Source organism: Rhizobium sp. RAF56 (genome assembly GCF_052113965.1).
Lineage (GTDB): Bacteria > Pseudomonadota > Alphaproteobacteria > Rhizobiales > Rhizobiaceae > Rhizobium.
Genome location: NZ_JBFRDU010000017.1, coordinates 80,660 through 100,627 on the forward strand (window position 1 = coordinate 80,660; position 19,968 = coordinate 100,627).

Sequence of the window (19,968 nt, forward strand, 5' to 3'; positions counted from 1 at the left end):
AAAGGAGGCAGCGAAATCATCGCGGGCCGTCGCCATGCCAGCCACCCGGTATCAGCACGGGAAAACCCTCGAATGTCTTCAGCGTGTCGAGGACGATCGACGTCTTCACATGCTGCACCGACTCGTGGGGCAACAGAACGTCGTTGACGAATTTAGAGAGGTCGGCGAGCCCGCGGGTCGCGACCGTCAGGTGATAATCCATTTCGCCGGTCAGCGCATAGGCTTCGAGAACTTCCGGCAGTCCGTTGATCAGTTGGGAAAATCTGCGGGCATTGTCTCTGTTGTGGGTCGCCAGCGTCACGGAAATGACCACCAGCATATCCAGACCTAGCTTTTGCCGATCGAGGTGGGCCTGGTAGCTGCGAATATATCCCTCGGATTCCAATCTCGTCCGCCGGCGCGAGCATTGCGAGGGTGAAAGCGCGATCCGCTCCCCGATCTCGTTGTTCGTCAACCTACCGTCCTTTTGAAGTTCCTGGAGGAGACGCAAATCCAGCTTGTCGAGTTGCTCATCCATTGCGCTAGATCTCCAAAATGCTCACGAACCGTGCATAGAATGTTCTTCCGCCATGAAGAATGCAAGAACTTTGCACGCGTTTTGGGTCACACTTTGCACAGTCGAAGTCCAATCTTCTGAGGAGGAGAAAATGGGTCCTTTCCCACATGATGCAGCGCCGTCGGAGATCTCCGCCGACAATCCGGCCGGCACCGACGGCTTCGAATTCGTTGAGTTCGCTCATCCAGAGCCTGAGAAGCTACGTGAGCTCTTCACACGCATGGGCTACGTCGCGGTCGGCAGGCACAAGACGAAAGACATCACCATCTGGCGCCAGGGCGACATCAACTATGTCCTGAACGCCGAACCCGGCAGTCATGCCGCGCGTTTCGTCGCAGCTCACGGCCCCTGTGCCCCGTCGATGGCATGGCGCGTCGTCGACGCCAGGCACGCCTTCGATCATGCGGTGTCGAAAGGTGCTATTCCCTATGAAGGGGACGACAAGGCTCTCGACGTCCCGGCGATCGTCGGCATTGGCGGCTCGCTGCTCTATTTCGTCGAGACCTATGGTGCAAAGGGATCGGCTTACGATGCCGAGTTCGATTGGCTCGGCGAGCGCGACCCGCACCCCAAGACGATCGGTTTCTTCTATCTCGATCATCTCACGCACAACGTCTTTCGCGGTAACATGGACAAGTGGTGGAATTTCTACCGCAATCTATTCAATTTCAAGCAGATCCACTACTTCGATATCGATGGGCGTATCACCGGTCTGGTGAGCCGCGCCATCACGTCGCCCTGTGGCAAAATCCGCATTCCGCTGAATGAATCGAAGGACGATACGAGCCAGATCGAGGAATATCTGAAGAAGTACAGGGGCGAGGGCATCCAGCACATCGCCGTTGGAACCGAGGATATATACGAAGCGACCGACAGGCTTGCCGACAACGGCCTGCGCTTCATGCCGGGTCCTCCGGAGACCTATTACGACATGTCCTATGAACGTGTGAACGGCCATAGTGAACCTGTCGAGCACATGAAGAAGCACGGCATCCTGATCGACGGCGAAGGTGTGGTGAACGGCGGCATGACGAAAATCCTGCTGCAGATTTTCTCCAAAACCGTCATCGGGCCGATCTTCTTCGAATTCATCCAGCGCAAGGGCGACGAGGGCTTCGGCGAAGGCAATTTCCGTGCTCTTTTCGAGTCGATCGAGGCCGATCAGATCAAGCGTGGTGTCATCGGTGCTGCAGCGGAGTAATCTCTCGGCGGCGTAGAGTCTTCGGGGAGGAGTTGAGCAATGGACCAGACATCAATCCAGGCTTCCGACGCGGAAGCCTCGACGGCAGATAAGCTGAAATATATGCCGGGCTTCGGCAATGACTTCGAAACGGAGTCGCTTCCCGGCGCCTTGCCGCAGGGCCAGAACAGTCCCCAGAAATGCAACTACGGTCTTTATGCGGAGCAGCTTTCCGGCTCGCCATTCACCGCTCCCCGCGGCACGAACGAAAGGTCCTGGCTTTATCGCATTCGCCCGAGCGTGCGTCACACCCGCCGCTTCTCCAACGCTTCCTATCCGCTTTGGAAAACCGCGCCCTGCCTGGACGAGCATTCGCTGCCTCTGGGCCAGCTTCGCTGGGATCCGATCCCCGCACCCACCGAGAAGCTGACGTTCCTCGAGGGCGTGCGCACCATCACGACAGCCGGCGACGCCGCAACTCAGGTGGGCATGTCAGCACATGCCTACGTCTTCAATGAGGACATGGTGGATGATTACTTCTTCAACGCCGATGGTGAGCTGCTGATCGTGCCGCAGCTCGGTGCCGTCAGAGTGTTCACCGAAATGGGCGCTATGGACGTCGAGCCCCTGGAGATATGCCTCATCCCCCGCGGCATGATGTTCAAGGTTCTCGGCAATGGCGAGGAGACGGTCTGGCGTGGATATATATGCGAGAACTACGGCGCGAAATTCACGCTGCCGGACCGCGGACCCATCGGCGCGAACTGCTTGGCAAACCCGCGCGACTTCAAGACACCCGTCGCCGCTTTCGAGGACAAGGAAAAGCCTTGCCGCGTCCATGTGAAGTGGTGCGGAAAATTCTATGTCACGGAAATCGGCCACTCGCCCCTTGATGTGGTCGCCTGGCACGGCAACTACGCCCCCTTCAAATACGACTTGCGGACGTTTTCCCCGGTCGGGGCGATCCGCTTCGATCATCCCGATCCGTCGATTTTTTCGGTGCTGACCGCCCCGACCGAAGATGCGGGCACGGCGAACGTCGATTTCGTGATCTTTCCGCCGCGCTGGCTGGTCGCCGAGCACACTTTCCGTCCGCCTTGGTACCACCGCAACATCATGAGCGAGTTCATGGGCCTGATCCATGGCCAGTATGACGCCAAGGAGGAGGGCTTCGTGCCGGGCGGCATGAGCCTGCACAACATGATGCTTCCCCACGGCCCGGACGCGCTCGCCTTCGAAAAAGCGTCCAATTCCGAGCTGAAACCGGTGAAGCTCGATCACACCATGGCCTTCATGTTCGAAACCCGGTACCCGCAGCAATTGACGAAGTACGCAGCCGAGCTTGAAACGCTGCAGGAAAACTACCTGGAGTGCTGGGACGGCCTGGAACGCAAGTTCGACGGAACCCCGGGTATCAAATGAAGATCGGCTAGGCATCCTCTGGCACTGGAATGGAACATGAAGCTTGCGACGTTAAAAGACTCCACGAGAGACGGCCGGCTCGTTGTCGTTTCTCGCGACCTTACTCGGTGCTCCGAAGTCGGTCACGTCGCCCGCACGTTGCAGGCGGCTCTCGATGACTGGGAGCACGTGGCTCCGAGACTGGCGCAGATTGCTGAAGGCATCGAAACAGGAGCCCAGCCGACGATCAGGTTTCACGAACACGACGCCACATCGCCTTTGCCGCGCGCCTACCAATGGGCCGACGGTTCGGCCTATCTCAACCATGTCGAACTGGTGCGCAAGGCGCGGGGCGCGGAGATGCCGGCGAGCTTCTGGACTGATCCGCTAATGTATCAAGGCGGTTCGGACGGGTTCCTTGCGCCACGAGACCCGATCTTGGTGGCGGACGAGGCTTATGGGATCGACATGGAGGGCGAGGTCGCCGTCATCGTCGGCGACGTTGCCATGGGTTCGAGCCCGGAGGCTGCGCGCGAAGCCATCCGTCTGGTGATGCTCGTCAACGACGTGTCGCTGCGAGGGCTGATACCGAACGAACTGGCAAAGGGATTCGGCTTCTTCCAATCCAAGCCGGCATCGGCATTTTCTCCGGTCGCGGTGGCGCCGGACGAACTCGGAGCGTATTGGGAAGGCGGCAAGGTGCATCTCCCGTTGCTTGTTAGCTTGAACGGCAAGGCATTCGGCAAGGCGAACGCCGGCATCGACATGACGTTTAATTTTGGCCAGCTGATCGCCCATGCCGCCAAAACCCGCAATCTGGTGGCCGGAACGATTATCGGCTCGGGAACGGTTTCCAACAAGCTGGCCGGCGAAGCGGGAAGGCCGGTCGAAGACGGAGGGGACGGTTACTCATGCATCGCCGAGATGCGTATGATCGAGACCATCGAAACTGGATCGCCGAAAACGCCATTCATGAAGTTCGGGGACCAGGTCCGCATCGAGATGAAGGATCATGCCGGCCATTCGATCTTCGGGGCGATCGAGCAGACGGTCGAACGGTATAGAGGAACCAAGCCGCAATGACCGAGGTCGTTCTTTACGACTACTGGCGATCGTCCGCGAGCTATCGCGTTCGTATCGCACTCAACATGCTGGGAACCGACTATAGAACAGTGATGATCGATTTGCTGGAGGGAGCGCATGGGAAGCCGGAATATCTGGCGCTCAACCCGCAGGGGCTTGTTCCGGCATTGGTGATCGACGGGAGAACTCTGACACAGTCGCTGGCAATCATCGAGTATCTGGCCGAGGCTCGGCCGGAATGCGGATTGCTGCCACTGGATATTGCCGATCGCCAGAGAGTGCGCGCGTTCGCATACGCGGTCGCCATGGACATCCATCCGATATGCAACATGCATGTCGTGGCGCATCTCATGACCGTGACGGACCAGCCTGACGCCCGCGAGGAATGGATGAAGCATTTCATCACGGACGGACTTCGCAAACTGGAAGCGATGATCGGCGAAGTCGATGGAGAGTTCAGCTTTGGGGATACGCCGACGATGGCGGACCTCTGTCTCGTTCCGCAGGTCTACAACGCCCGCCGCTGGGGAGTTGATATGACCGATTTCAAGCGCATCGTCGATATCGACGGCAAATGCGCCAAGCTGCCAGCCTTCCAGGCTGCCCATCCTGACCGTGTAAGACCTTGACCGAAGACCAAAACCGCGACGATAGCCAAAGCCGCGCGCCCGGCGTGATAATAATCACGTACAGGCTGCGGCCCTGCTGGCGTCGACCACTGCTCCCACAAAGCCGCGCTGCTCTACGGCGAAGAGTTTGCGCGCATGAGCGCAATTCGCCGAGAATCGCAGATCATTGTTTGACGAGCGTGATCACGCGGGGAGCGGGCGGAGTGTCAAGCCAATCGACCCAATCTTTCAGATCTTCTCTGCTCGTGAAGAAATGCCAACTTCTTTCCCCGTGTTCATCGGTCGTCAGCATGTCCTCGAGGGGAACGAGTTCCTGCGGCGATTTCACTTCGACGCCGTCGTATAGAACCAAGTAGACGCCATCCGTTACCTCAGCGAGAATTTCTCCAGTGCAATAGCGATCACCGTCGCTATCGGTGAAGAACATTCCGGCGAGGCTAGTAAAGTTCTTGGTCATTGGGCGGCTCCTTCACTTCGGTCTATGAACGAACATTCAACCGAGTCTCGCTGCAAAGCAAGGACCCGTCAGTCGCAGGCGGGGATAACCCGAACAGCCTTCCTGGCGGCCCATCTGGGATAGGAGGCGTAATCCCGAGCAAATCGTCGTGGCGAAATTCCCGCACGCGTTCGCGGGCCAGTACATTCAGCCCCCGGGGCGTCGGGTGGCCTGACGCGGATGGGTAGCGCTCGAGAGGCCACCATCAGTGCGGTGATTCGAAGATCTCGCAACGTTTCAGGCGGCATTGGCCGTCTTTGGCCGGAACCCAGTCGTCCTCTGTGACGTAGCCTGGACCGCAAAGGCCCTGCCAGCTCACGTAACGATCGTATAGGGTGCCTGCGCCTCCCGTGCTCGGATGGGTCACGAGAATGGCGCCCTGCTGACTTATGATGCTGCGTATCGCGGCGCATGTGCGACCAGTCGAACTGACGCGATAAATTGCGCCCGCAGGCGACGCTGCCACCAAGAGCAACGACGTCGCTCCAGACGCGAGAAGCAGCAGGGATGCAATACGATTCATCTGAGAGTTCCGTCACCGTCTGAAAAGCTATTTGGCGGACGGCACACGCTTTTCAAGCCTGGCGAAGATGGCCGATCACCGGCGGCGCGCAAAACAGAAGGCCACTTCGCAGCACCCCCGTGCCGTTTGCGCCGTCAACGACCCGACGGATTAAATCCTCATTTTCTCGACGGCCGAGCGCCCGATAGCAATTTTCGATGTCGGCAACATGAAACCTTTTGATTCCGAAGCCGTTGTCGCGACATGTCTGACATTAAATTTAATCCGAAACCGGTCGACAGTAACAAACCGAGCGATGTCGAGAAATCGCGTCAGGAGGATGCATCGACCGTCGAGGTCGAAGGCATGGTCGTGCCGCCGCCGGATGTCATCGAGCCCGATCCGGAGCTGACGCCCGAGGAGGTGGAGCAGGCACGAAAGAAATATCTGCTAAAGCGTTTCTGGATCAGCGCGCGCGCTTACTGGAGCCGCGGCGGCGATAGGCTCGCCTGGCCATGCTCGATCGGGCTATTGGCCCTGATCTGCATCAACGTTGGCTTCCAGTATGGGATCAATCTCTGGAACCGCGCTATTTTCGATGCGATCGAGCAACACAATGCGCGCACCGTCTATTTCCTGAGCGCTGTATTCCTGCCGCTCGTGCTCGGAAGTGTGATCCTTGTCGCGGCACAAGTCTCGGTTCGAATGGCGATCCAGCGCCGCTGGCGTTCCTGGCTCTCCACGGCAGTCATCGCGCGCTGGCTCGCAAACGGCCGTTACTATCAATTGAACCTCATCGATGGCGACCACAAGAATCCCGAAGCCCGCATCGCGGAAGATTTGCGGATTGCCACCGAGTCACCTGTTGATTTCATCGCTGGCGTCGTTTCCGCATTTCTGGCGGCCTCCACCTTCATCGTGGTCCTATGGACGATCGGCGGCGCCCTCACTCTAACGGTCGCGGGTTCGACCATCACCGTTCCCGGCTTCCTCGTCGTCACCGCAGTGGTCTATTCCGCGATCACGTCAGGCTCGATGACGCTCATCGGCCGGTACTTCGTCCAGGTCTCCGAGGCGAAGAACCAGGCGGAAGCCGAATTCCGGTACACCCTGACGCACGTCAGGGAAAACGGCGAGAGCATCGCCTTGCTCGGCGGCGAGGAGGAGGAGCGCAACGACCTCGACAAGACCTTCGCGAACGTGATCGGGCAATGGGCGCTTCTCGCCGGCCAACACATGCGCACCGCGCTGATATCGCAGGGGTCTAGCCTGATTGCGCCTGTTGTTCCAATTTTGCTCTGCGCTCCGAAATTTCTCGAAGGCAGCATGACCCTCGGACAGATAATGCAGGCGGCCTCCGCCTTCGCCATCGTGCAGGGCGCGTTTGGATGGCTGGTCGACAACTATCCCCGTCTCGCCGATTGGAACGCCTGTGCACGCCGGATCGCTTCGCTGATGATGTCGCTCGACGGGCTCGAGCGTGCGGAACAGAGCGACGCCCTTGGGCGCATCAAGCGCGGCGAAACGGAAGGCGACGCTATGCTCAGCCTGGATAACCTCTCCGTTTCGCTCGACGACGGCACCGCCGTGGTCAAGGAAACTCAGGTTGTCATCGAACCTGGCGAACGGGTGCTGGTGGCCGGCGCATCCGGTTCCGGCAAGAGTACGCTGGTGCGGGCCATCGCAGGTCTGTGGCCTTGGGGCGGCGGCAGCGTCAATTTCCACGCCGACAGGCGACTGTTCATGTTGCCGCAACGACCATATATCCCTTCCGGGACGCTCCGCCGTGCGGTCGCCTATCCCGGCGCAGCAGACAGTTGGACACTGGATGAGATCGGCGCTGCCCTCGACAAGGTGGGGCTCGGTCACCTGAACGATAAGGTTGAGGAAGACGCGCCATGGGACCAGACCTTGTCGGGTGGCGAAAAGCAACGCCTCGCGTTTGGGCGTCTCCTTCTCCACAATCCCGATATCGTCGTGCTGGATGAAGCAACGTCAGCACTCGATGAGAAGAGCCAGGACAAGATGATGGAGACAGTCATCCAGGAATTGCCGAAGGTCACTATCGTTAGCGTGGCGCATCGTGCTGAACTGGAGGCGTTCCATAGCCGCAAGATCACATTGGAGCGGCGGGAGGGCGGCGCAAAGCTTGTCAGTGATATCGACCTTATCCAGCGCAAGAGAAAACGGAACTTGGTTTCACGCCTTTTGGAACAGAGGCGCTCCCGACCGGGCAGCAGCAGGACACCCAGCAAAACGCCGCCCCGGACTAACAATTGAACCCCTGTGGTCGGCTACCGACGGGCGACCATGCATAGGAGGGAAACTTGGGTGATTTGCGCTTGCCGGGAAAGGGCACTGGTCATCCTGTCGCGCGAGAGAAGTCTCTCTACATAGTGAGGTAGCCAGGAACCAGACGCTATTAGGAGAAGGGCATGCTGACGCGACGGGCGGTGATGATAGGGATGGCTTTCTCTATGAGTGCCCGACCATCGCGTGCCAAGCGTAGGGAGGCAATCACCTTCCTTCAAATACCCCCTCTTCGTGTTGTCTCGCCTTCCATCATTCGGGCCGATGGTGGCGTCACCTACAGCGAGCCTACCAGGCGGCAAGTTGCCCGAACGCGAGAAATCCTGGAATCGATGCCACGAGGGCCCCGCCCGGTTGATATCGCCCAGGCGTTCGTTGATCGCTACTATAGGCAGGATCCCTCAGCTATCACCCAATTGCCGCCGCCCGGACCTCGCAATCCACTCATATCTGAGTTTCTGAAAATTACCGGCGCCGCCGCCAATGATATTGTTCCATGGTGCGCCGCTTTTGCGAACTTCTGCATTGTTCGAAGCGGTCTTGCCGGCAGCGCGAGTGCCTCCTCCCAGTCGTTTCTTTCGCCCCCGTTTCAACAGCGAACCGTCCCCAGAGAGGGCGATCTCGCCGTCTTTACCTGCTTTGATCTGGCGGGACGAAGCATTGGCCTGGGACATGTCGGCTTTTTCAAGGAGCCGGTGGATGAAAACCACATTCGCATCGTCGGCGGCAATCAGTCAGCCGATGGACACTCGAGCATAATCTGTGAATCCACAGCGACGACGACGAGCAATCGCGTGAAGCGACGGACGCCGGCCGGCGCGGCGATAGAGGCCACAATGAGATTGAGCGCATACGTACGGATCGATTGATGCCGCTCTCATCCATGGCGACCGGCGCGAGCATCAGGAACTATGCAGTCAAAAGGACTGAACGGTAGGGAGCGATCGTAACCCTGCCCGGCTCAAGGTTCAGCGGTTCCATGGCCCCGTCGGTTCCGACGATCGACGCGTCCTTAAATATCGGCGGAATAGAGATCTCAACCGCCTTGTCGGAAAGGTTCGCAAGAAGGGCACGGATCCCTCCCTCGCTGCGATATGCCACAACCGAGACATTGCTACCAGTGCATTTGGCCTCAAGCCGTTCACAGCCTGCGGCCGCGGAACTCACCGATTGTATCGCGGCCAGCGGTCGCGATCGTCCGGTCTCTGAAACAAGGCCAAACGATCCGTATGGCGATGCAAGCGTCAAATGCTCGACGGGCTGGCCGGCAGTGCCGGCCAAGATGCTCACCGCGAACGCTGCGCCGAAGAGGGCGCTGTGGCGCGGGTCGTCTTGCGCGCCGGGTATGCGCTGCCGATTGGGATTGGCGGAGGTGGCGCGTCCGTAGGGATTGTGCCGCACGCCGATGGTGCAGGGTCCGAGCCAGATCGGCTTGCCGGGACACAGCGCCGCAGCGCTTTCCAGCACGACCGGATAGACACTGAGCGTCTCGATCACCGAGGTGTCATCGGCCGCGTGTCCGATCGCCGAAACGCCGAAGAAGATGAAATCGTAATCGGCCGTCGGGGGATTGCGATTGAACTCCGTGAAATTCGATGGCGAGCCAGCGCCAATCGGCCCGTCGTAACCCGCGTCTCGTAAAGCACGAACAAGTTCACCGATCGGGCGTTGTCCAGCGGGAAGGCTCCCGCTCGGCCTGGTCTTGAAATCGCGCCTTGGCGAGACGAGCAAAGCGCTCGGCTCGATACCGGCATGGCTGATCAGCCGGAGAGCCTTTGCGGACTCCGCCGAAGGATCGACCGCATCCATCACGAGCTCGACCGCCAACGAGGTCCCGTCGGCCGCCATCCGCCGCGCCGCGGCCAAGCGCTCAGGGCCTTCGGACAGGTCCTGCCTGACGACGAGCGTTTGCATCAAGCCACGGGGCAGGGGAGCGTTCGCGCTTCGAACCGTCTCGTCGCAAAACAGTGCCATCGCCGGCATCCGTCCGATGGGCTCACCGATAGCCAACGTCGCGTCCACCGCTTTCAGAGCCTTTGCGACGTGTTCTCCGCCGTGCAGATTTAGCGAGACGCGCTGCACGTCGCTGCTTCCTTTCTTCACCCAGTAGGGCCGTGGCTTCGAAAGCGGCCTGACATAAGTCTTGAACGATGCGTCGGTCCAGTTTCGCTGATCCTCCATTTCAAACGCGTCGCCTTCCATGTCGATCGCACACCAAAGGCCAGGTGCCGCCTCATGTGTCAGACCGCCGATGTCGAAGGCGGGTTGGTCGGCGCTGATCAGTTTCGGAAAGCGTGTGGTTTCGGATTGTCCGTCGGTATGACGTATTGTGAGATGCGCGCCAGCGGCGTCAGCCGGATGAAGGACGACAAAGCCAATTCTGTTGGTGTGAAAATCGGTTAGCGCCAATGCCGCAGCCTCGAGTACCAAGCCTCCCTCGGCCTTACCCGTGATACCCATTCTGTAGCTGAGGCTATTGGCCTCGTTGCCGCAGATCGCCGCGTATGAGACCCGGAAGCTGTCGCTGTCCTCGACGATTTCGAGGTCGCTGATTTCAGCCTTGAACGTCCCCCACGCCATGTCGCGGACAAGGTAGTTGATCGCCCGAACCACCTCGATCCCGAAATAGCGGATATCGCGAAGGTTTCCGTCTTCCAGCACTGCGCTCAGCGGACCAGCCTTGAGAAGATGGCGGTGGGGGGCAGGCTCATCTGTCCCGAAGGTATCCACCGAACTGGCTAGGATCATATTCGAGCATCCATTTTGGCATGCTGGGCGATCTCATACTGAACCACCGTTTTCTTCCTCACCATGGTCCGGGTTGTTTCGTCGAAAATCTTGAAATGCTCGGATTCAAGGTGGACATCAAAGGCCGCGCGATCGGTGTAGATTTCATAGAGCAACACACGGTCTATCGCCCCCGCCGCGCTCGGGGTGAGCACGTCAAACCGCAGGCAGTGCGCCTCCAATCGAACCGACGTGGCTGCATTTTCAGTGACTTGCCGCAGGAATTCCGGAAAGACATCGTTCTCAAGCTCGAACTCGACGGTGATGACGAAAGGTCTCGCGGTGACGGTTTTTCCAGTGCTCACACAGTTTCCCCCGATGTCAGTTGGGCCGAAAGGGCATGTAGACCATAGGTTGAACGGCTTGTGCCTCCGTCGCCGCCCGATAGGCGGCTTCGACCAGCGCATAGGTCTTCAGATTGTCGATCCCGCTTGTTTCGGCAGGCAGGCCATTCTGAATGCAATGCAGAAAATGCCGGCACGCCGCATAAGCGCCCTCCTGGCTGACATGCCAGGGATGGGCCGTCCATGACAGCAAAGGCGCGCCGACGGATTCCTTGTGCGAGCTTCCCTGGCTTGTCAGCGTCAGCGTGCAATCGGGGTCCATGATTATCGAGCCCTGGGGGCCTTCGATCTCCAGAAGCGTTTCCGGGAAAGGATCATGTGCGCGGTGAGCTTCGTATGTGCATTCAATCACACTGACCCCGCCGGAGGCATGCCGCGCAAGCATCGTGGCCGTATCCTCGGCCTTCGGTCTGGTCCCCCGCCGCTGAGTCTCGCACGAGATGCGTATGATGTCGCCGAGCAGATACCGGGCAAGATCGAGCATGTGAACGCCGACATCGGCAATGACCAGGCGGTCTTCCTCGGCGAAATAGGGTTGGGCCTGGTAAACGTCGAAGTCCGTTCGAAAGCGGATCCGTCCCCAATCGGGTTTTCCGATCGCGCCGCTGTCGATGATCTCGCGAACGCGTCGCATCGGTGCCTGGAAGCGGAAATTCTCGTGGACGGCGAGCCAGACGCCCGCCTCTTCGGCAGCGCGCACGATCGCTACGCAATCCTCCCAGCTCGGCGCGAAGGGCTTCTGGACGATGGTCGCTATTTTCCGCGCGATGGCGGCCTCTGCAAGTGCACGATGAGAGTCTTGCCGGGTCACGATGTCGACCACGTCAAGACCCGCTTCCCGCAGGAAGACGGAGGCGTCCGTGTAGTGCGGGACACCGAAGTCTTTGCCGGCTGCCGCGGCCTTGGCTCCATCAAGGTCGCAGACCGCGGCGAGCACAGCCCCTTTCGCTCTCAAGTCACGCCATGAATTGAGATGGTTCTGGGCGTAGAAGCCGCAACCGAGCACTCCGATCCTGATCTCGCGCGCGCCCATGTGTCACCCTGCGACAATGGGCGTTCTGAGCACGCCGATACCATCCGCCTCGATCTCCACCACGTCTCCCGCCTGCATGAAGATCGGGGGTTTCTGGAAGATACCGACGCCGGCGGGCGTGCCGGTCGTTACGATGTCGCCAGGTTCGAGCGGCATGAAATTTGACAGGAACGAAATCAGCAAGGGCAGCGAAAACAACCAGTCGGACGTGTTTCCGTCTTGCAGCGTGCGGCCATTGAGCCGCGTTTGAAGTCGCACGTTGTCTGGCTTTGACATCGCGTCGGCGGTCAGAATGCAAGGCCCAATTGGCGCAAACCCGGCAAGGTTCTTTCCGAGCGTGATCTGGTTGTCCTTGAATTGGACGTCACGAGCCGAAATATCGTTGAGGAGCGTGTAGCCGAAAATTGCTTCCATCACCTCGCTCTCCTTGGCCCTGTAGAGGCGCCTGCCGATGACGGCTGAGAACTCGACCTCATAGTCCATCTGCTCGGTGCGGGACGATTTCTCAACGGGAGCGTCATGGCCGGTCACAGAACTTGGCAGCTTTGCGAAGAAGAACGGCTCCGTCGGCATTTTCGCGTTCGGGTTCTCCAATGCGTGCCCCTTGTAGTTTATGCCGGAGCAGAGGACCTTGCCCGGCCGTATGGGCGCTTCCAGTTTGATCTCTTCCAGCGAATAACGTGGTGCCGCCGCGTGACCTGCCCTTACGCGTTGAAGCGCGGCGGCACCGCCTTCGACGATCTGGAGAACGCTGTCGGCGAGCCCCGCTTCCGTCAAAGACACTACCTGGTCGCCCTCAAGGACGCCGGCGTGGCGGGAGCCGTGGCGGGAAAAGGTTACGAGTTTCATGAAGCCTCCGGTATGAAGACGGCCTTGTGAATGGCCATGGGGTCTTTCGCGAGCCGGTCAAACACGATTGGTGCCTCGCGTAGCGCGAACCGGCTGGCGATTTTGGGATAGTGAATTTTGCCGGATGCCAGCAGCTCGAGTGCTTCGGGAAAGCAGTCGACGGACGCGCGGGAACCGTGAAGCGTGATCTCCTTGCGGGTCAAGTCCAGGCCGGGAAGCGTCACTCCGGTTCCCTGTTTGACCAGCCCCAGAATGACGATGCGACCGCCGGAGGCGACCAGTTCTGTCGTCTGCTCCATCACGGCGGCCACGCCCGTCGCTTCCATGACGACAGGCATGCCTTCGTTGTCGGTAACCTCGAGCACCCGTTCTTTAAGTCCGGGTCCGCCTTCGACGGGAATCGCTCCGAGATCACGGGCGATCGCCAGTCGCTCGGCGGAGAGATCGGATGCATAGACCTTTGCTCCGCGAGATCTGGCGACCTCGACGATCGCAAGGCCGATGGGTCCAGCACCGAGCACGAGAACGATGTCATCGGCGGCCACTTCTCCACGGCGACATCCCTGCACGCCGATGGCGACCGGTTCGGCAAACGAGGCCTCGAAATCGCTGAGATTGTCCGGAACCGCTACGAGGTTCGTCGCTGGGACGGCCACAAAATCGGCGAACCCGCCGTCGCGGTGGACGCCGACGATCGTGAGGTTGGCGCAGCAGTTGCGCTTGCCGATCCTGCACGGATAGCACTTGCCGCAGCCGATGAAGGGATCGACGACCACTCGGGTACCGATTGCCGGACCCATTGTGTTCGCGCCATAGCCGGCAACCGTCCCCGCAATTTCATGGCAGCCGATCCGCGGATAGCTGACATAGGGGTTCTTGCCTGTGTAGATATAGAGATCTCCCGCGCAAAGCCCCGCGGCCTTGACCGCGATCAGAGCCTCTCCGGGCTTGGGCTCCGGCCGGGGAGGGTCGGTCATCCGGAGCTGGAATGCGGCGTCGAAAAGAGCAGCTTGCATGGTCAGGCCGCCTTCTTCGGGGTGACAACCCGACCCTCGGCATCGAACTCGACCCAGTCGCCTGCCTTGAGCAGATAGGCGTCGGCAATCTTCTCGCCCCGATCCCGGGCCTCCTTGTGGTGACGCATGTATTCCGCAACGTCCGCATCGCCGTCCAACGTGATGTAATGGCAGGGGAAAACCGTGTCGAGGCCGAGCCACTGCGTGGCCAGCACACCCTCGTAGGGGCTCATTTCGCCGGTCAGCATTTCGCCGGGCATGGGGTTGAGGTGCAGCACCTCCTGGGGATTTGCGATGCCGATGCAGCCGATGTTGGGCCGGTAGAGCTCCGCCTGCAGCTTGAGATCGCTGAAGATCGCGGTATCGCCGTAGTGGTAAAAGCGCGCGTTGTCGTCGGCATAAACGATGAAGGCCATCGGCACGCCGGAAATGAAGCTGCCGTCTTTCAGGCGGATCTGCGACCAGTGATGGCATTCGAGCGGCTGGATTTCGACGCCCGCCACCTTGACGCGGATGCCCCACGTCGTGGCGCGGATCTGCGATGCCGGGATGCCGCGATCCATCAGCCAGGCCTTAACCTCTCCGCCACAGACGACCGGGCATCCATATTTTGCGGCGATCTTGTCAGTGTCGCCGAGATGATCGAAGGCCGCGTGACTGACGACGACCAGATCCACCCTGTCGAAATCGGTCGACTTCGACGCCGCGCCTGGGTTTTGGTCAAGAAACGGATCGCAGAGGATACGCAGCCCGCTGCGGGTCAGGATCTCGTAGGCCGCCACTCCGTGAAATCGGATACGTGTGTATTCTGAAGCGTCTGTCATGGTTTTTCTCACCAAAACGCGAGGCGATTTGAAAGGGAGCGGGAAGGGCAAGCGGCGTATGCGCTCTTGCCCTTCCTGACGTCACTTGACGTTCAGCGCCGAGAGCACCTTTTCCACGTTGTCTTTCGTCACCAGAAGGACGCCTGTGTCGACGGTATCCGGTATCGGACGACCGCCCTGCGCAGCGGCAAGACCGGCCGACTTCAGCGTATTTGTGTTGAAGTCGTGGAGAAGCTTGACGGCATAGTAAATGAACAGCTCGCGGTTCTGAACCACGATCCCGTCAACCCAACCGTCCTTGGCCGTCTTGAAGAAATCAGGCGTCTGCTCCATCGCAGTGACCTTGATGTCTCCCGGATTCTTGCCTGCTTCACGAAGGGCGGTCACGATGCCCGCGCCGGACTCGGAATCAAATCCGGCAATGCCGGCGATATCCGGATGCGCTGCAAGCAATGCCGCGGTGACCTGCGCGGCCTTTTGCGCGTCGCCGTTATCGTCTTCGTTGGCAACGATCTGGAATTTATCGCCGCCGTTCGCCTTCACATAAGCCTGGAAGCCGGCGACCGCTTCGCGCATGTTGCCGGCGTTGATGATCGACATCATTCCGATTTTGCCGCCCTTGGGCAGCAGTTCCATGAGCTTCTTCGCCTGGGAAACGCCAACCTGCGTCCAGTTGGTGCCGATGTAGGCAAGACGTCCGGAATCCGGCAGATCGCCGTCGTCGACGACGGTCGGTACGCCTTGTTCGATGCAGCGCTTGACGGGCTCGGTCAGCGAGGGATCCCACCCGCCGACAACCGAAACACCGCTCGGCTTCTGAGCGCAAACCTGGTCGACAGCCGCGATGAACCCCGGCACGTCAAAATCGGTCGGACCGGCGACCACGACCTTGACGCCCAGTTCGTCGGCAATCCGTTTCATGCCCACATAGTCGTACTGGACGAAGAGCGGCAGGTTCGCTTTGTTGGAAATCCAGTAATAGGTGTATTTGGCGTCGGCCGGGCCGAAGCTGGATTCCTGCGCGGCGGCCTCACCCGCAAAGACGAACGCGGAAGCAGCCACTGCCATCCCCGCAAGGAATGATTTTGTAATGGTTTTCATTAGGTCTTCCTCCTCATTGGTTGCGGACGCGCCCAGCCTCCTGACCTGCGGTTCCGCTCCTCCTCCTTAAACGTGCATCAGTGCCGGCCCGCGCTCTTGAAGCGGTCCAGCGATACCGCAAACAAAAGCACGAAGCCGACCACCAACCCCTGCCAAAATACGCCTATCGCGTTGATAATCATCGCGTTTTCGATGAGAGCGATAAACAGTACCCCAAGGATCCCTCCGAGAATGGTGCCTTCTCCTCCCTTGAGACTCGCGCCGCCAAGCACGGTCGCCGTGATCACCTTGAGCTCGATACCGACGCCTGCGTTCACCACGGCGCTGTTGAGACGAGCCGCGCCCAGTACGCCGGCAAGCCCGGCAAGCCCGCCCATGATCACGAACGCAATCAACGTCAAATGATCGACACGGATACCGGAAAGCTGAGCAGCACGCGCATTGCCGCCGACGAAATAGAACTGACGGAAGAACCGCGTCCGCCCTATGAGCCAAGCCCCGACGACGACGACCGCCAGCATTGCCCAGAATGGCGACTGAACGCGGAAAAACGGATCGGCAGCCCGACCATATGCGGCGAATGCATCGGAAATCGGCGTAACGCCGGTACCGGCCGTGACGTAGGTGAGGCTTCTGTAAATTGTCAGCGTGCCGAGGGTCGCGATCAGCGCGTTGATGCCGATCCGTGTGACGATAAGGCCGTTGATCAGGCCCGCTACGAGACCAACCAGGATGCCGACGAGAAGAGCGATTTCTGCCGGCCAGCTCCACCAACCCGCGACGACGCCCGCCCAAACGCCTGATAGCGCCAGGGTTGATCCGCAGGAAAGATCGAAACTTCCGGCAATCATCAGCAGCATCATGCCGCAGACCAGGATGCCGACTGGTGCAAGGTTGAGCAGAACCGCTCGAATGTTGGCGGCCGTCGCGAAATTGTTGGGATAGGCAATCGTCATCGCTACCGCGAGAAGCAGGACCAGCATGAAGAGCGTAAGTTCCCGCGAGTCCGCCAGCTTGCGGACAATTCTCAGGATGGCGGATTCTCTGTGTTGCGGTGTCTCGGTAATCATTTCATGCACCTGCGCCATTCTTCAAATCTCCGCCATTGCCGCGTCGCGACGGGCCTCGGCTACCGAGGCGGTATATTTCGTCGCAAGGCGCAGAACCTGTTCTTCGGTCGCACCGTCCCCTGGCAGCTCACCGACGGTGTTGCCTTCGGCCATCACGATGATGCGATCCGCCAGGGCCAATACCTCCGGCAGATCCGACGAGACCACGATGAGCGCCACGCCTTTGTCGGCCAAACCTCGCAGCAGCCTGTAGATTTCGGCGCGCGCACCAACGTCGACGCCACGCGTCGGCTCATCGACGATCAAGACACGCGGCTCGACCGCGAGCCACTTCGCCAACAACACCTTTTGTTGATTGCCGCCCGAGAGATTGCCGACCAGCTGAGACACGCCCGGGGTGACGATGCGCAGTTCATCGACGAAGCGTTGGGCCATGGCGCTGGCTTTAGCCTCCGAAAAGCGGAGGCCGTCGGAGACCTTGTCGAGGATGGTCACCGCGATATTGGCGGTGATGTTCATCGGCAGGAACAGGCCAGCAAGTTTGCGATCCTCCGGTACCATGCCTATGCCCGCGGCCTTCGCATCCCACGGTCCGGCCGGGTTGACCAATTTGCCGCCGATGCGGATTTCACCGGAGCGGCGTCGCCGCGCCCCGAATATCGCCTCGCAAAACTCGCTGCGTCCCGAACCGATCAGGCCGGCGAGACAGACGATTTCGCCTGCCCGGACCTGAAGCGAAGCCGATTTGACCAGAGGCGGCGCGCTGACGTTCCGCGCATCGAGGACCAGATCGCCGGGAACGCGATGCGAGATTTCGCGATCCAGGTGCACATCCCTTCCGACCATCATGCGGATGAGTTCGTCGGGCGAAGTGTCCGCGACGGCGCGCGTTCCGACGAGCTTGCCGTCTTTAAGCACGGTCACCGTATGGCAAAGCGTGTAGATTTCCGCGAGCCGGTGGGACACATAGATGACCGATACGCCGTTCGAGGCGAGCCGACGCACGACACCGAACATTTTCTCGGTCTCGGTGAGTGTCAGCGCAGCAGTCGGCTCGTCGAGGATGAGTATCCTCAGGTCACGCGACAGAGCCTTGGCGATCTCGACGATTTGGGCCTGCGCCGTCGACAGGCTGGCAACCTTCTGCGCCGGATCGAGCGCCACGCCGAGCTCCGCTATAAGCTTTGCGGCCCGTACTCGCATCGCTCGGACGTTGACCTGTCCGAGCCAACCGGTGGGTTGGCGTCCAGCAAAGATATTCTCGGCAATCGAAAGGTGAGGGACCAGCGAGCCCTCCTGGTAGACGATCCCAATGCCGCGCTCGCCGGCCGACTTTTCGTCGAGGTCGGCAATTTCAACTCCGTCGATCGCCAGTATGCCTTCGCTTGGCGGGTAGACGCCGGCAACGATCTTGCCGAGCGTTGACTTGCCCGCCCCGTTTTCGCCGAGCAAAGCGCGGATTTCGCCCGGTTCGACGGTCATGGATACTGCGTCTAGAGCGCGAACTCCGGGAAACATCTTCGATAGGTTTGTGACCTGCAAGCGCGGAGCCATTGCCATTTCCTCAAATTGCCGTTGCTCCGCCATCGATCAGGAATGGCGTACCTGTTGCCTCGAGCGCCTTTGCTCCACGATTGACAACTGCCGTCTTCTGACCCTCACGCGGGAACCCCTCGGCAATTGCCAAGCCGATCCCGCTCGCGCGCCGGGTGACCAATGCAGTCTTTTCCGCAAGGCAGCCGGACATTGGATTATGCCTTTGCTGCGAGATATTTGGATTGCAAAGCTTCCACGAGCCAAACCATTGCCTGGTTGTACGGCGTCGCGACGCCGACTTCCTTGCCGGCTTCGACGATTGCCCCGTTGATGACCTCTATCTCAGTCTGACGCCTGGCTTCGACATCCTGCAACATCGAGGCCTTGCCACCGATCGCCTTCTCGAGAAGGCTTGTGATCGCCGACCAGCGCTCGTCGTAGTCAAGTGCAATTCCCTTTGCCTTCGCGACATCGGCGACCTCGCGGAGAATTGCGGCCATGAGTTTGGTGGCACTTTCATGCGCAACAAGCTCGTGCGAAAGGAAGCCGAGGAGGCCGGAGGTGGGCAGCGTGCAGCAATTCAGCGCGAGCTTCTTCCAGACCTCGTTCAGGATGTGATCCGACAGCGTTGTTTCAAGGCCTGCGGCCCGCAGGGTGTCGGCGATCGTTTCCAATCGTTTTGTCGGCTTGCCCGAAAGTTCGCCGACGAATGTCATGCCGACGCCCGGATGTTTCACGCGACCAGGACCAAGCAGGGTTCCCCCGTGGTAGGTCAGCCCGACGACTACCTTGTCTTCGCCGACGATGCGAGCAATCCGGGGCGCGTTTCCCCAACCGTTCTGAAGGCTGAGGATCGCAGTATCGGCTGCTATCATCGGCTTCGCGGCCCGAATAGCCGCCTCGGTGTGATAGCACTTCACGAAATTGACGATGAGGTCGACGGGACCGACAGAGGAGGGGTCGTCGCTGGCTGCCACCTTGATCACGGGCTGCGAGCCGTCCTTTTCCTCGATCGTCAGGCCGTTCTCGTTAATGGCCGAGATCGCGGCGGTCGAGACATCGATCAGGGTGACGTCGTTGCCGGCGCGGGCGAGGTATCCGCCAAAGATCCCGCCCATGGCTCCGCCGCCGCCGAGAATAGCGATACGCATGCAGTCTCCTCCCGAAATTCTTTTTATCGGCGCGGGCCTCCCGAACCCTGCCGGATCGGCCTGAAGAAGGAACTTGCGCTACGCCGATTTACGGTTAAAC

Annotated in this window: 19 protein-coding genes; 6 read left to right on the plus strand and 13 right to left on the minus strand. The window is 60.0% G+C overall.

Features of this window, described 5'->3' with window-relative positions; translation table 11 throughout:
- Positions 1–16: 16 nt before the first annotated feature.
- Positions 17–517: an Lrp/AsnC family transcriptional regulator gene (locus tag AB4048_RS16225; RefSeq protein ID WP_442203002.1), complete on the minus strand. Its 501-nt coding sequence runs from the start codon at positions 515–517 to the stop codon at positions 17–19.
- A 130-nt stretch (positions 518–647) separates the two neighbouring features.
- Between AB4048_RS16225 and hppD the strand changes: the two genes are divergently transcribed.
- The 4 genes from hppD to maiA are packed head-to-tail and all read left to right on the plus strand — an operon-like array spanning position 648 to position 4,849.
- Positions 648–1,757, plus strand: a complete 1,110-nt coding sequence (gene hppD / locus AB4048_RS16230) for a 4-hydroxyphenylpyruvate dioxygenase (RefSeq protein ID WP_442203003.1) — start codon at positions 648–650, stop codon at positions 1,755–1,757.
- 39 nt (positions 1,758–1,796) lie between these two features.
- Positions 1,797–3,158 carry a homogentisate 1,2-dioxygenase gene (gene hmgA / locus AB4048_RS16235; protein ID WP_442203004.1) on the plus strand — a complete coding sequence of 454 codons (1,362 nt, stop codon included), beginning with the start codon at positions 1,797–1,799 and terminating at the stop codon, positions 3,156–3,158.
- Positions 3,159–3,194: 36 nt separating this feature from the next.
- Positions 3,195–4,220, plus strand: coding sequence for a fumarylacetoacetate hydrolase family protein (locus AB4048_RS16240; RefSeq protein WP_442203005.1), 1,026 nt, complete (start codon positions 3,195–3,197; stop codon positions 4,218–4,220).
- On the plus strand, positions 4,217–4,849 hold the full coding sequence (gene maiA / locus AB4048_RS16245; RefSeq protein WP_442203006.1) for a maleylacetoacetate isomerase: 633 nt from the start codon (positions 4,217–4,219) through the stop codon (positions 4,847–4,849). The genes AB4048_RS16240 and maiA overlap by 4 nt, the downstream gene beginning before the upstream one ends.
- A gap of 163 nt (positions 4,850–5,012) precedes the next feature.
- Here the strand turns inward: maiA and AB4048_RS16250 are convergent, their stop codons facing one another.
- Complete coding sequence (locus AB4048_RS16250; protein WP_442203007.1) at positions 5,013–5,306, minus strand: hypothetical protein; 294 nt, start codon at positions 5,304–5,306, stop codon at positions 5,013–5,015.
- 805 nt (positions 5,307–6,111) lie between these two features.
- Here AB4048_RS16250 and AB4048_RS16255 point away from each other — a divergent pair.
- Together AB4048_RS16255 and AB4048_RS16260 are read left to right on the plus strand one after the other, a co-directional pair.
- Positions 6,112–8,127 carry an ABC transporter ATP-binding protein/permease gene (locus AB4048_RS16255; protein ID WP_442203008.1) on the plus strand — a complete coding sequence of 672 codons (2,016 nt, stop codon included), beginning with the start codon at positions 6,112–6,114 and terminating at the stop codon, positions 8,125–8,127.
- A 155-nt stretch (positions 8,128–8,282) separates the two neighbouring features.
- The gene (locus AB4048_RS16260; protein ID WP_442203009.1) at positions 8,283–9,026 is read left to right on the plus strand and encodes a hypothetical protein; all 744 of its coding nucleotides are present in this window, start codon (positions 8,283–8,285) and stop codon (positions 9,024–9,026) included.
- 40 nt (positions 9,027–9,066) lie between these two features.
- On the opposite strand, the gene AB4048_RS16265 is transcribed toward AB4048_RS16260, so the two are convergent.
- The 11 genes from AB4048_RS16265 to AB4048_RS16315 all read right to left on the minus strand — a co-directional run bounded on the left by AB4048_RS16265 (position 9,067) and on the right by AB4048_RS16315 (position 19,868).
- On the minus strand, positions 9,067–10,905 hold the full coding sequence (locus AB4048_RS16265) for a hypothetical protein (protein WP_442203010.1): 1,839 nt from the start codon (positions 10,903–10,905) through the stop codon (positions 9,067–9,069).
- On the minus strand, positions 10,902–11,249 hold the full coding sequence (locus AB4048_RS16270; protein ID WP_442203011.1) for a putative quinol monooxygenase: 348 nt from the start codon (positions 11,247–11,249) through the stop codon (positions 10,902–10,904). Before AB4048_RS16270 ends, AB4048_RS16265 begins: the two co-directional genes overlap by 4 nt.
- 16 nt (positions 11,250–11,265) lie before the next feature.
- Positions 11,266–12,321, minus strand: a complete 1,056-nt coding sequence (locus AB4048_RS16275; RefSeq protein ID WP_442203012.1) for a Gfo/Idh/MocA family protein — start codon at positions 12,319–12,321, stop codon at positions 11,266–11,268.
- Positions 12,322–12,324: 3 nt separating this feature from the next.
- Positions 12,325–13,170 carry a fumarylacetoacetate hydrolase family protein gene (locus AB4048_RS16280; protein ID WP_442203013.1) on the minus strand — a complete coding sequence of 282 codons (846 nt, stop codon included), beginning with the start codon at positions 13,168–13,170 and terminating at the stop codon, positions 12,325–12,327.
- Positions 13,167–14,186, minus strand: coding sequence for a zinc-binding alcohol dehydrogenase family protein (locus AB4048_RS16285; RefSeq protein ID WP_442203014.1), 1,020 nt, complete (start codon positions 14,184–14,186; stop codon positions 13,167–13,169). Before AB4048_RS16285 ends, AB4048_RS16280 begins: the two co-directional genes overlap by 4 nt.
- A 2-nt stretch (positions 14,187–14,188) precedes the next feature.
- On the minus strand, positions 14,189–15,010 hold the full coding sequence (locus AB4048_RS16290) for an MBL fold metallo-hydrolase (protein ID WP_442203015.1): 822 nt from the start codon (positions 15,008–15,010) through the stop codon (positions 14,189–14,191).
- Positions 15,011–15,091: 81 nt separating this feature from the next.
- Positions 15,092–16,111 carry a substrate-binding domain-containing protein gene (locus tag AB4048_RS16295; protein WP_442203016.1) on the minus strand — a complete coding sequence of 340 codons (1,020 nt, stop codon included), beginning with the start codon at positions 16,109–16,111 and terminating at the stop codon, positions 15,092–15,094.
- Positions 16,112–16,188: 77 nt separating this feature from the next.
- Positions 16,189–17,199, minus strand: coding sequence for an ABC transporter permease (locus AB4048_RS16300; protein WP_442203017.1), 1,011 nt, complete (start codon positions 17,197–17,199; stop codon positions 16,189–16,191).
- Between the two features lie 3 nt (positions 17,200–17,202).
- The gene (locus AB4048_RS16305; RefSeq protein WP_442203018.1) at positions 17,203–18,768 is read right to left on the minus strand and encodes a sugar ABC transporter ATP-binding protein; all 1,566 of its coding nucleotides are present in this window, start codon (positions 18,766–18,768) and stop codon (positions 17,203–17,205) included.
- On the minus strand, positions 18,746–18,928 hold the full coding sequence (locus tag AB4048_RS16310; RefSeq protein ID WP_442203019.1) for a hypothetical protein: 183 nt from the start codon (positions 18,926–18,928) through the stop codon (positions 18,746–18,748). The genes AB4048_RS16305 and AB4048_RS16310 overlap by 23 nt, the downstream gene beginning before the upstream one ends.
- A gap of 4 nt (positions 18,929–18,932) precedes the next feature.
- Positions 18,933–19,868 (minus strand): ketopantoate reductase family protein, encoded by a 936-nt coding sequence (locus tag AB4048_RS16315; RefSeq protein ID WP_442203020.1) that lies wholly within the window; start codon positions 19,866–19,868, stop codon positions 18,933–18,935.
- Positions 19,869–19,968 lie beyond the last annotated feature (100 nt).

Coding starts and splice junctions, on each gene's coding strand:
- AB4048_RS16260 (WP_442203009.1), top strand. CDS start 8,283: ATGCTGACGCGACGGGCGGTGATGATAGGGATGGCTTTCTCTATGAGT.
- maiA (WP_442203006.1), top strand. CDS start 4,217: ATGACCGAGGTCGTTCTTTACGACTACTGGCGATCGTCCGCGAGCTAT.
- AB4048_RS16300 (WP_442203017.1), bottom strand. CDS start 17,199: ATGGCGCAGGTGCATGAAATGATTACCGAGACACCGCAACACAGAGAA.
- AB4048_RS16250 (WP_442203007.1), bottom strand. CDS start 5,306: ATGACCAAGAACTTTACTAGCCTCGCCGGAATGTTCTTCACCGATAGC.
- AB4048_RS16275 (WP_442203012.1), bottom strand. CDS start 12,321: ATGGGCGCGCGCGAGATCAGGATCGGAGTGCTCGGTTGCGGCTTCTAC.
- AB4048_RS16240 (WP_442203005.1), top strand. CDS start 3,195: ATGAAGCTTGCGACGTTAAAAGACTCCACGAGAGACGGCCGGCTCGTT.
- AB4048_RS16285 (WP_442203014.1), bottom strand. CDS start 14,186: ATGCAAGCTGCTCTTTTCGACGCCGCATTCCAGCTCCGGATGACCGAC.
- AB4048_RS16295 (WP_442203016.1), bottom strand. CDS start 16,111: ATGAAAACCATTACAAAATCATTCCTTGCGGGGATGGCAGTGGCTGCT.
- AB4048_RS16290 (WP_442203015.1), bottom strand. CDS start 15,010: ATGACAGACGCTTCAGAATACACACGTATCCGATTTCACGGAGTGGCG.
- hmgA (WP_442203004.1), top strand. CDS start 1,797: ATGGACCAGACATCAATCCAGGCTTCCGACGCGGAAGCCTCGACGGCA.
- AB4048_RS16315 (WP_442203020.1), bottom strand. CDS start 19,868: ATGCGTATCGCTATTCTCGGCGGCGGCGGAGCCATGGGCGGGATCTTT.
- AB4048_RS16225 (WP_442203002.1), bottom strand. CDS start 517: ATGGATGAGCAACTCGACAAGCTGGATTTGCGTCTCCTCCAGGAACTT.
- AB4048_RS16255 (WP_442203008.1), top strand. CDS start 6,112: ATGTCTGACATTAAATTTAATCCGAAACCGGTCGACAGTAACAAACCG.
- AB4048_RS16280 (WP_442203013.1), bottom strand. CDS start 13,170: ATGAAACTCGTAACCTTTTCCCGCCACGGCTCCCGCCACGCCGGCGTC.
- hppD (WP_442203003.1), top strand. CDS start 648: ATGGGTCCTTTCCCACATGATGCAGCGCCGTCGGAGATCTCCGCCGAC.
- AB4048_RS16265 (WP_442203010.1), bottom strand. CDS start 10,905: ATGATCCTAGCCAGTTCGGTGGATACCTTCGGGACAGATGAGCCTGCC.
- AB4048_RS16310 (WP_442203019.1), bottom strand. CDS start 18,928: ATGTCCGGCTGCCTTGCGGAAAAGACTGCATTGGTCACCCGGCGCGCG.
- AB4048_RS16305 (WP_442203018.1), bottom strand. CDS start 18,768: ATGGCGGAGCAACGGCAATTTGAGGAAATGGCAATGGCTCCGCGCTTG.